This is a genomic window from Streptomyces sp. NPDC126499 (assembly GCF_040302485.1).
Classification (GTDB): domain Bacteria; phylum Actinomycetota; class Actinomycetes; order Streptomycetales; family Streptomycetaceae; genus Streptomyces.
Genome location: NZ_JBEOUO010000017.1, coordinates 44,536 through 54,634 on the forward strand (window position 1 = coordinate 44,536; position 10,099 = coordinate 54,634).

The following is a 10,099-nucleotide window of genomic DNA, read 5'->3' on the forward strand; positions in this document are numbered from 1 at the left end:
CGTGCCGGCCACCGGCTTCCCCCGCGACGACGGCCCCGCGCCCCGCGACAACGGCGCCCCGCCGCACGCCAACGGCCCCGCGCCCCGCGACAACGGCGCCCCGCCGTACGGCATCGGCCCCGCGCCCCGCGACATCGGCCCCGCTCCGCGCGGCCGGTCCAGGCGTCGCGCCCGGATCCTGGCCGGCGCCGCCCTCGGCGCCGTCCTGAGCCTCGTGCTGAGCGTCGTGCTCGTCACCACGGGGACGTCCGGAAGCTCCGGGGACCCCGCGTCCGGCCCGGCGCAGCAGCGGCAGCACGGTTTCGCCCTGCCCACGTACTCCCGTGACGGCTACGGCGACACGCGCGTGATCGAGGACCGGCTCCGGCAGATCACCGGCATCGGCGCGGACTGGATCCAGATCACCCCCACCTGGTACCAGAGCGGCCCCGACGCCCACGAGATCACCCGCGCGCCCGCCGGTGCCGTCTGGCAGACGCCCGACGACACCGGCGTGCGGAAGGTGATCGCCCTGGCCCACCAGCGCGGACTGAAGGTCCTGCTCAAACCGCACATCGACCTGCCGCACGCCGAGAGCCGGGTCCTCATCCGGCCCCGCGACCCCGCGCGGTGGTTCGCCTCCTACACCGCGTTCATCACCCACTACGCGGATCTCGCCGCCCGCACCGGAGCGGACCAGTTCGCCGTGGGGACCGAACTCCAGGGCGTGTCGGGGGACCGGGACGCCTGGCTGGCCGTCATCGACGCCGTACGGGACCGGTACCCGGGGCCGCTGGTGTACGCCGCCAACTACGAGGAGTACCCCCGCGTCGCCTTCTGGGACGCCGTCGACCTCATCGGCGTCGACGCCTACTGGCCCCTCAGCACGCAGCCGACCCGGGACGTGGCGGCCCTGGAACGGGCCTGGAAGCCCCTCCGCGAGGAACTGGCCGCGTTCGCCGCCGAACGGGGCCGCTCGATCCTGTTCACCGAAGCCGGATACGTCAGCCAGCGGGGCACCACCACCGCCCCGTACTCGTGGACGGTCAGCACCACCGTGGACCAGGCGGAACAGGCCGCGGGCTACGAGGCGCTGCTGCGGAGCTTCCGGGACGAGCCCTGGTGGGCCGGCGTCTTCTGGTGGGTCTGGGACGTGACGCCCCACGGCAGTCAGGACGACTCCCTCGACTACACGCCGCGCGGGAAGACCGCCGAGGAGGTGGTGCGCCGATGGTGGAGCTGACCGGCACACCGGGCCCGGCCGAGGCCCTGCGGCGGGCGCTCGGGCCACGGGGCCGCCGAGCGGCGCGGTACGCCGTCGACGCGGTCGCCGGGCCCTGGCTCGGATCGGTCCGGCGGGTGCGCACGGACCTGCCGTACGTCGCCGTGACCTTCGACGACGGCCCCGACCGGACCTGGACCCCGCAGCTGCTCGACGTCCTCGCCGAACGGGCCTCGCACGCCACGTTCTTCATGCTCCTGTACAACGCCCGCCGGAACCCCGGACTCGTCCGCCGCGTGGTCGCCGAGGGTCACGAGGTCGCCCTGCACGGCGCCGACCACCGGAGCCTCGTCCACCTGTCACGCCGGGCGGTACGGGACCGCCTCACAGCGGCGGCGGCGGAGCTCGCGGCCATCGCCGGGGCTCCCGTCACGCTGTTCCGGCCCCCGTTCGGGGCGCAGACACTGCGGACCTACCTCGGCGTCAGGGCCGCCGGGCTCGACTGCGTCGTCTGGGACCTCGACAGCCTCGACTGGTGCGGCGAGGACGAGCGGCAGGTCGCCGACCGCGTCCTCGCCGACGCCGCCGCGGGCACCATCGTCCTCGCGCACGACGGACGCGCCGCCGCCGACGAGCCCCCCGACTCCGGGGCCCCCGACGGATCCCGGGCCGTCCGGCCGCCCCGCATGGCGGAACTCCTCCTCGGCGGCCTGGAGCGACGCGGACTGCGCACCACCACCGTGTCGGACCTGCTCACCACCGGGAAGCCGCACCGCACGGTCTGGCTCTCCCACTACGTACCCCCCGAACACCCCAGGTGGCGCCGCGACGGGACCACCGACGAGGAACGCTGAGCACGCGCACACCGGGAAGGCGGACGTGATGGCGGACATACAGGGATCAGCACACGACACCGAGCTGGACGTCGTCATCGCGACCCGCGACCGCCCGGCACGCAAACTCGACGCCTGTCTCGACGCGCTGCGGCAGCAGACCTTCCCCCGCTTCGGGGTGATCCTGGTCGACGACGGCGGCCGGGACCCGCTGGCCCCCCGCATCGGCACGGCCCGCCCCGGCCGAAGGCCGCTCCCGATCCGGGTCGTCCGCAACGAGGAGTCGAAAGGCCCCGGCGCGAGCCGCAACCAGGGCGTGGCCCTGTCGGACGCGCCGTACGTGCTGTTCATCGACGACGACTGCGTCTCCCGCCCCGAACTCGTCGCCCGGCACCGCGCCGCACTGACGAGGGCCGCCGGACCCGCGGTGTCCCTCGGCCCGATCCTCGCCCCGCCCCGGCGGCGCCTGCCGCCCTGGACCCACTGGGACGCCGACCGCCTGGGACGCGAGTACGCCCGCCTGGCGCGCGGCGAGAGCACGCCCGCGTGGACCCACTGCTACACCGGCAACCTCGCGGTCCGGCGCGCCGACTTCCTGGCCGTCGGCGGCTTCGACGAGCGGCTGGCCCGGCAGGAGGACATCGAACTCGGCTTCCGGCTCTCCCGGCTCGGCTGCCGCTTCTCCTTCGACCCCGCCGCCGTCGTCTGGCACGACAGCGACCGCACCCTGCGGTCCTGGACCCGCATCGCCGCCCTCAGCGCCCGCTTCGACGTCCTCATCGACCAGCTCGTGCCCGACGCCCACCGCCTGGCCTCGGTCCGCGAGGGCCTCGGGCGACGCCACTGGCTGCTGCGCCTCGCCCGCCGGCTCTGCCGCCCGGCGGTGGCCCGCCGGTGCGCCGTCGCCGGTGCGATCGCGGTCGGCTGCCTGCTCCACGCCCTGCACGTCGACCGGCCCTCGCTCGCGGCCTTCAGCCTGGTCTGGGACCTCGAATACACCCGTGCCCTGGAGGAGGCGACCGGCGCCCCGGCGCCCCGGTGACGTCCGCGCGGCCGGCCTCAGCGGCCCGGACGCCGCCCGCACCGCCCGTGCGGGCGCCTCGGGTCCGGCGGCGCGGTCCGGAGAGGCAACGCGGTCCACGGACGTACGGCACGAGCCGCGCGACGGCCGCCGCGTAGCCGATGCCGAACGCCAGGGAGACCACCAGCGCCAGGTGCTTCGACAGCCCGTCGACGAGCGGGTAGACCTGTCATTGCGTCAGATAGATGGCGAGGGAACTGCCCGCGAGCAGGCCGGCCAGCTGGTTGACCCGGCGGACGCTCGGCAGCGTCGGAAACCACACCAGCAGGCAGAAGCCCGCCATGACGAACAGCTCCCGACGCGGCTCGCCGGGGAAGAAGCCGGGGACGGTGGCCGGCGCGACGGCCGTCACCACGAGCCGGTGCGGCAGGTTCCGGGCCCGGGCGGCGGCCCAGCCGAGCGCGAAGAGCCAGAACACGGTGACCGCGTCGGTGATCCGGGCCCGGTCCGGCAGCCCCACCAGCTCGTGCCGGGTGAACAGACCGAGCCCGAGGAGGGCCGGCGGCAGCCCGTACGGGAAGCGGCGCTCCAGGCGGTGCACGGCGGGCGCGGCGAGCAGCGCGGTCACGGCCGGCAGGATGTAGACGGGCGCCTCGACGAACCCGAGCCCGCTCCGCGTCGGCCCGGGCCGGCGGGTCGGCATCCGCCTCGCCGGCGAGGCCACCTTCCACCCCCGCACCACCTGACGGACGGTGCGGGCCGGTGGCGGCCGGTGCGGGCCGGTCCGAAGGCAGAGCAGCCGGCAGGTCAGGAGAGCGGAAGGCACACCACGAGCAGGCAGAGCTCCGACGGCGAGGTCGAGGGCGACGCCGTGCCAGGTGCCGTGCCCGACGTCGTGCCCGGTGCCGTATCCGGTGTGGTGTCGGGCGTCGTGCCGGGAGGGGCCGTCGGCTCCTGGTCGGCGGTGGCGGGAGGCTGGGTCCGCGGGGCCGTGGTGTCCGGCGCGGTCGCGCGGGTGGGGGCGGAGACGGTCGGCGGGGTGCTCGGCGGCTGCGCGGCCTGCGGCAGCGTCCTCTGACGCGGGGCGGCGGCATGCGCCTCGGCATCCGGCGACGCCGTCCGCGGGGCCGCCACCGTGCCCTGCCGGTGCGACCGGTCCGCCGTCGGAGCCGCCGACGGGCGCTGGACGGCGGGCAGGGCCGACGGGGGAGGGGTGCCCTGCTCCACCTGCTCCTCGGTGGCGCCCGCACCCGGATCCTGGGGCGCCGTGGCCGCCTGGGCACGGTCGCCCCCCTGCCGGTCCGTCGCGCTCATCGTCAGACCACCGCCCACGAGCGCGACGGCGGTGGCGACCACGGCCCGGCGCTGGTTCTTCTTCCAGCGGGCCCGCTGCCGACGCCGTGCCGCCCGCCCCTCGGCCGCCGTCGGGACCCCCGCGAGCTCCACGGCGGCGTCGTTCCCCGGACCTCCGTCCAGGACGGCACCCACCGGCGCCGACTCGCCCGCCGCCCGGGCGGCGCCGCGGGCCGGGACGATGCGGCCGCCGGCGGTGGTCGGGGCGATGTCCGGGGCGTAGGCGCCGCATCCGGGGCACACCAGAGCGCCGTTGAGATGCCGGCGGCACGACGAGCAGTAGTCCATCTCCGCGTCTTTCGGGGTCGACACGCCGCCGACCCGTGGGGCCCGCGGCCCGGTCACGTTCGCAAACGGATTCGAGCCCTGCAACGCTAACCAAGGCTTCGAAGGACCGTGCGGAGCCGGTGTGATGCTCCTGTGGTGATCTTCGGACGTTCGCGCGCTTCGTGTGCGGCGCCGGGTCCCGGGCGGCTCCCGCCGGCCGGCGGAGAGTGCGCCGTCCCGCCCGTGTGCTAGTGTCATGCGTTTGCGTGGTCGTCGCGGTGGGCGATTTTGTCCGTTCGGATCCGCTGTCGCGGGCCGTCGAAACCTGCCGGGCCTTCCTCGGTACGTCTTTCTGCGGAAGGCTGTTCATGAATCATCCGGACGACTCCGGCACCGCTCACGGCGGTCCCGCCCCCACCGAGGCCCCGGCTGCGGCGCTGCCCCCGGTCGCCTCCTTCGCCGACCTCGAACTGCCGGCGGAGGTGCTGCGGACCCTGGGCGACCTCGGGGTCCGCGAACCCTTCCCGATCCAGGCCGCCACCCTGCCCGACGCTCTGCGGGGCCGTGACGTCCTGGGGCGCGGGCGCACCGGATCGGGCAAGACGCTCGCCTTCGGCCTTCCGCTGCTGACCCGCACGGCCGGCCGGCGCGCCGAACCCAAGCAGCCCCTGGCGCTGGTCCTCGTGCCGACCCGGGAGCTGGCCCAGCAGGTCACCCAGGCGCTCGCGCCGTACGCCGAGGCGTTGCGGCTGCGCATGGCCACGGTCGTCGGCGGCATGTCGATCGGGCGGCAGATCGCCGAGCTCCGCGAGGGAGCCGAGGTGCTCGTCGCCACCCCGGGACGCCTGCACGACCTGATCGAGCGCAAGGCCTGCCGCCTGGGACGGGTGCGGATCACGGTCCTCGACGAGGCCGACCAGATGTGCGACCTGGGATTCCTGCCGCAGGTCGCCGACGCGCTCGACCAGGTGCACCCCGACGGTCAGCGGATGCTCTTCTCGGCCACCCTGGACCGTGACGTCGACGAGCTGGTCCGCCGCCACCTCCACGACCCCGTCGTCCACTCGGTCGACCCGTCCGCCGGCGCGGTCGCGACGATGGAGCACCACGTGCTGGTGGTGCACGGCCCCGACCGCTACGCCGTCACCACGGAGATCGCCGCCCGCGACGGCCGCGTGCTGCTGTTCCTCGACACCAAGCACGGCGTCGACCAGCTCACCCGGCACCTGCGGGCCCACGGGGTGCACGCCGGGGCGCTGCACAGCGGCAAGTCCCAGCCCCAGCGCACCCGGACCCTGGCGCAGTTCAAGAACGGCGGGCTCACCGTACTCGTGGCGACCAACGTCGCCGCCCGTGGCCTGCACGTCGACGACCTCGACCTCGTGGTCAACGTCGACCCTCCCACCGACCCCAAGGACTACGTCCACCGGGCCGGGCGCACCGCCCGCGCCGGCGAGTCCGGCAGCGTGGTCACGCTCGTCCTGTCGGGGCAGCGCCGCGAGACCAGCCGGATGATGACCGAGGCCGGCATCGAGCCCACCGTCACCAAGGTGCGCTCCGGCGAGGCGGCCCTGAGCCGGATCACCGGCGCCAAGGCCCCCTCGGGCACCCCGCTCGACGGCGGGCCCGCCGTCCCGCGCCCCAAGAACACCAACACGCCCTTCCGCGGCCTTGGCACCAGCAAGGACACCTCCCGCGGCGCCGGCGGCAGGTCCCGCAAGGCCGGCGAGGCCCGCAAGCTCGCCGAGGCCCGCAAGGCCGCCCTCGTGCGCCGCAACGGCTGAGGGCCGGCACACCGCACCTCGTCCGGCATGACAAGCTGTGCCTGCCCACAACCGAACCCAGGAGGTCACCATGACCGCAGAACCCGAGACGACCGAAGGTTCGGAGCCGGCCGCCCCGGAGACGTCCCCGGTGGCGCCCGACAACGACGGCAACTACGACCTCAAGCGCAGGTTCCGCGAAGCCCTGGCGCGCAAGCAGGGCGCTCAGGCGGACACGGCCGACGGCGCCGCCAACCCGAACGCGCCGAAGGTCCGCGCGGCCCACGGTCCGGCCGCGAGCCAGCGCTCCTTCCGCCGCAAGAGCGGCGGCTGAGCCTTCGAGGCCTCGCCTTCCTTGACGCCGGCCTCAGCCTCGTAGCCGCTCGAGGCCGTCGCGAACCGGCTCCCGCTCCTCTGCGGTGAGTCGGACCGCGGCGGCCCCGGCGAGCGCCGTCCTTGCGGTTCCCTCCTCACCGAGGCGACCGGAGACATCCGCGCGCAGCATCAGGAGCCGCAGCAGTCGCAAGGCCGTGCGCCGCTCGTCAAACGTGAACAGTGAGGGGCCGGTCGTCGCCGGACCACGGCGAGGCGGTGACCACGGACCTGCCTGCCAGGGCCCCTGCACTGAGTGTGCAGTTACCCTGGGGCCTGAGAGATGCCGAGTTGACTGAGCCAGCCGATGCTCGACAGCCAACGGCCCCCGGCAGTGGGCCAGATGACCGCGGACTGCTGGGAGTGCGCGAGAGCAATCACGTCGGGCGTCGGCCGTTCGGGCAACAGGACTGCCTTCTTTGGGTGGTCCAGAAAACGTGTGTAGTCGGCCAACTGGCTCAGTGCCATGCGGACGCTCTCCCGATCGGGTTTCGCTTTCGCCTCGATCAGGAGATAAGCCGAGTCCACCCACATGTCCGTGAACATGGGAGCGTGATCAGGTGTATGCCTGATCTGCAGACTGAGGGTCGAATGGCCGCCTCGGTTCAGGTGGCGGCAGAATCTGAGGACAAGTCTGCTCTCCGGGCGGAGCTTTGCGGTATCCAGGGCGCTCTGATCGCACAGCAAATCGCTACGCTCGACCGGCCTGAAGCTCACGACCTGCGCGTCGCAGACAGCGGCGAGCTGCCCAGGCACATGGGCCACGGTCTCCGTGGGACGCAACCTGAAGACAGGTGGACAGGCGAAACCAGTCCCGACCCGGAGGGGCTGAGATGGTCCCACATCTTCTAGGATGAACTCGTCGATATATCGTGCGGTGCGCCTTCCTGTCTCGAATACGTGGAGGGGGCGGCCCTCTTCGGCTGCCGCGAGGAGCCGAGAATTCGACGGATGGCTCAGAGCATCCCAGCCTTGTACAGGGCGGTCGAAGACAGGAGAAGCGCCCAGGTAGTGCAGCAGACCGTCCGTGCGCCAACCTGCGGCGTCCTGGGTGATGTTCGCTGTCCGCATCAGCAGGCTGGCATGTGAAGCCCGTCGATCGGCTCGGATGCCGGACTGCACCGCCAGGATTCCGGAATCCCTGAGCTCGGCGAGTTCCCAGAAGTCACCGGGTCTGCCCCTGAGATGTCCGCTGCGTGTTATCGGCTTGTTCCGTACCACAAGCTGGCCCTCGCTCTCCGATCCACCCAGGTGTGACTGAACTCGTCCCCGAACGTACACGGCATCACTGACATCACGAGACCGCCGCCGACGCCCCCGCCACACAACATCTCCGCAGCGCCGTCGACGGCGTTCGCGTCACCGGGCGAACGTCGCCACGGCCCCCAGCTTGCTCCGCCAGAACAGCAGCGGCGGCCTGTCGTTGAGGTGTCCGAGGTCGAGCACCTCGCCGATGACGACGTCGTGGGTGCCGGCGTCGACCAACTGGCTGACCCTGCAGTCGAAGTAGCCGACAGCCGAGGCGAGCACCGGACTTCCCGTGCGGGGCGCGGTGTGCCACTCCTCCCCGCCGAACTCGTCGGCCGCCTCGCCGCGGCGGGAGTCGGCGAACCACCGCGCGGTGTGCTCCTGCTGCTCGGACAACAGGCTGACGGAGAAGTGCCCCGACGCTCGCAGACGACGATTGAGGCGACCGTTCCGGTTGAGGCAGACGAGCACGGAGAGCGGGTCGGTGGACACGGTGGTGAAGGAGTTCACCGTGGTCCCGTACGGCCTGCCGTCCATCATGGTCGCGACCACGGTGACCCCTGTGGGGAAGTGGGAGGCGAGTCGCCGGAACGCGGTGGGCAGATCGGTGTCGCTCGCGACGAGGGCGTCGTGCCCGGGGGCGGGCCCGCGCAGGGTGGCGGTCATCGCGCCGCTCCCTGCCGCACCGTCTCGCGCAGCCGCGCGAGGTGGTGCAGGCCGTCGAGGATCTGCTGGTCCGGCAGGCCGAAGTCGACCAGGCAGGCGACTTCGTCGACTCCGATGTCCCTGAGCCTGTCCACCATCCGGGCGGCGTCCTCGACGGTACCGAAGAGGCCGCCGGTCTCGAAGTAGCGGTCGAAGGCGCGCTCCAAGAGGAAGTCGAGGTCCTCGGGGTCGAGGGAGTCGATGTCGAAGTCGGCCGGGATGTCGGGCATCGACTTGGCGATGAGGTGGAACGAGCTGCGCAGATACGCCGTCATCGGTTCGCGGACGGCGTCCCGGACGCGTTCCCTGTCCTCGCCGACGAGGGTGTGCAGCATGAGCACGACATGACCCCGCTCGCCCTCGGTGGCGGCGGCGTGCGAGGCGCGGTACTCCGTTATCTTCCCGGCCAGTTCGTCCAGGTCCTGCCCGAGCAGGTGGGTGAGCAGTCCCGCCCTGAGCTCGCCCGCGGCCCGGAAGGTCTCGACGCCGCCGGCGCTGGTGACCCAGACGGGGAGCTCGCCGCGTACCGGCGGCGGGAAGGTGCGGATCTCGGCGGGGCGGCCGACGCCGTCGGTGACGGAGAGCGGCTCGCCGCGCCACAGCGCGCGCACCTGCTCGATGGTCTCGGCCATGACGCTCTTGCGCTTCTCGAACGCCTCGGGACGCAGGGAGAAGTCGACCGGATGCCAGCCGGAGGCGAAGGAGACGCCGGCTCGCCCTCCGGAGATGTTGTCGACCACGGACCACTCCTCGGCGATCCGCGCGGGGTGGTGGAGGGGTGCCACCACGCTTCCCGCGCGTACGGCGACCCGCTCGGTGACCGCCGCGACGGCCGCACCCGTCACGGCCGGGTTCGGGTACGTGCCCCCGAAGGGGTGGAAGTGACGTTCCGGGGTCCAGACCGCGGCGAAGCCGTGACGGTCGGCGAATCGGGCTCCGGCGAGCAGAACGCCGTATCGGCCTGACGCGCTCTCCTCGGAGCTGTCGTTGGCGAAGTAGAACAGGCTGAAGTCCATGAAATCTCCGGGAGTTCCGCAGGCCGTCCTTGGTCTGCGGATGAGGGATGAGCGTCCACCGAGGTCTTGGGGATCTGCCCGCCGAGACGGTTCTCGCAAGGTGGGAAAACGCGACCGGGCACCGGAACGGCCGACATACGGCACGCACTTCAAGACCACCGGAGCATGTCGATCATGGCGAGAAAGGCCTTGATCAAGCCGCGTGATCACCATTCATCCGGAGGTCCCAAGGAGATGTCAAGTGGAGGAAGCTACGAAGACATGCCCTCTAGGCAGGCCCTTCATTGTTCAATTAACCGAAGATCTACGCGAGTTGCTGT

10 protein-coding genes are annotated in these 10,099 nt (G+C 72.7%); 5 read left to right on the top strand and 5 right to left on the bottom strand.

Annotated elements, in window-relative coordinates:
• Position 1 precedes the first annotated feature (1 nt).
• The 3 genes from ABTZ91_RS24120 to ABTZ91_RS24130 are packed head-to-tail and all read left to right on the top strand — an operon-like array spanning position 2 to position 3,076.
• Positions 2-1,222: a glycoside hydrolase family 113 gene (locus ABTZ91_RS24120; RefSeq protein ID WP_352079298.1), complete on the top strand. Its 1,221-nt coding sequence runs from the start codon at positions 2-4 to the stop codon at positions 1,220-1,222.
• On the top strand, positions 1,210-2,055 hold the full coding sequence (locus ABTZ91_RS24125) for a polysaccharide deacetylase family protein (protein ID WP_352079299.1): 846 nt from the start codon (positions 1,210-1,212) through the stop codon (positions 2,053-2,055). The genes ABTZ91_RS24120 and ABTZ91_RS24125 overlap by 13 nt, the downstream gene beginning before the upstream one ends.
• Before the next feature lie 28 nt (positions 2,056-2,083).
• A complete protein-coding gene (locus ABTZ91_RS24130) occupies positions 2,084-3,076 on the top strand; it encodes a glycosyltransferase (RefSeq protein WP_352079300.1) in 993 nt (330 codons plus the stop codon).
• Positions 3,077-3,284: 208 nt separating this feature from the next.
• Here ABTZ91_RS24130 and ABTZ91_RS24135 read toward each other — a convergent pair whose 3' ends face one another.
• Positions 3,285-3,881, bottom strand: coding sequence for a hypothetical protein (locus ABTZ91_RS24135; RefSeq protein ID WP_352079301.1), 597 nt, complete (start codon positions 3,879-3,881; stop codon positions 3,285-3,287).
• A complete protein-coding gene (locus ABTZ91_RS24140) occupies positions 3,863-4,720 on the bottom strand; it encodes a hypothetical protein (protein ID WP_352079302.1) in 858 nt (285 codons plus the stop codon). The genes ABTZ91_RS24135 and ABTZ91_RS24140 overlap by 19 nt, the downstream gene beginning before the upstream one ends.
• A 323-nt stretch (positions 4,721-5,043) precedes the next feature.
• Between ABTZ91_RS24140 and ABTZ91_RS24145 the strand changes: the two genes are divergently transcribed.
• Together ABTZ91_RS24145 and ABTZ91_RS24150 are read left to right on the top strand one after the other, a co-directional pair.
• Entirely contained in the window at positions 5,044-6,459 is a 1,416-nt protein-coding gene (locus ABTZ91_RS24145) for a DEAD/DEAH box helicase (RefSeq protein ID WP_352079303.1), read from the top strand.
• A 70-nt stretch (positions 6,460-6,529) separates the two neighbouring features.
• On the top strand, positions 6,530-6,772 hold the full coding sequence (locus ABTZ91_RS24150; protein ID WP_352079304.1) for a DUF5302 domain-containing protein: 243 nt from the start codon (positions 6,530-6,532) through the stop codon (positions 6,770-6,772).
• A gap of 302 nt (positions 6,773-7,074) precedes the next feature.
• Here ABTZ91_RS24150 and ABTZ91_RS24155 read toward each other — a convergent pair whose 3' ends face one another.
• The 3 genes from ABTZ91_RS24155 to ABTZ91_RS24165 all read right to left on the bottom strand — a co-directional run bounded on the left by ABTZ91_RS24155 (position 7,075) and on the right by ABTZ91_RS24165 (position 9,779).
• On the bottom strand, positions 7,075-7,932 hold the full coding sequence (locus ABTZ91_RS24155) for a hypothetical protein (protein ID WP_352079305.1): 858 nt from the start codon (positions 7,930-7,932) through the stop codon (positions 7,075-7,077).
• 237 nt (positions 7,933-8,169) lie between these two features.
• Positions 8,170-8,724 (bottom strand): flavin reductase family protein, encoded by a 555-nt coding sequence (locus ABTZ91_RS24160; protein WP_352079306.1) that lies wholly within the window; start codon positions 8,722-8,724, stop codon positions 8,170-8,172.
• The gene (locus tag ABTZ91_RS24165) at positions 8,721-9,779 is read right to left on the bottom strand and encodes a MupA/Atu3671 family FMN-dependent luciferase-like monooxygenase (protein WP_352079307.1); all 1,059 of its coding nucleotides are present in this window, start codon (positions 9,777-9,779) and stop codon (positions 8,721-8,723) included. The genes ABTZ91_RS24160 and ABTZ91_RS24165 overlap by 4 nt, the downstream gene beginning before the upstream one ends.
• Positions 9,780-10,099 lie beyond the last annotated feature (320 nt).

Coding starts and splice junctions, on each gene's coding strand:
- ABTZ91_RS24125 (WP_352079299.1), top strand. CDS start 1,210: ATGGTGGAGCTGACCGGCACACCGGGCCCGGCCGAGGCCCTGCGGCGG.
- ABTZ91_RS24130 (WP_352079300.1), top strand. CDS start 2,084: ATGGCGGACATACAGGGATCAGCACACGACACCGAGCTGGACGTCGTC.
- ABTZ91_RS24145 (WP_352079303.1), top strand. CDS start 5,044: ATGAATCATCCGGACGACTCCGGCACCGCTCACGGCGGTCCCGCCCCC.
- ABTZ91_RS24150 (WP_352079304.1), top strand. CDS start 6,530: ATGACCGCAGAACCCGAGACGACCGAAGGTTCGGAGCCGGCCGCCCCG.
- ABTZ91_RS24160 (WP_352079306.1), bottom strand. CDS start 8,724: ATGACCGCCACCCTGCGCGGGCCCGCCCCCGGGCACGACGCCCTCGTC.
- ABTZ91_RS24165 (WP_352079307.1), bottom strand. CDS start 9,779: ATGGACTTCAGCCTGTTCTACTTCGCCAACGACAGCTCCGAGGAGAGC.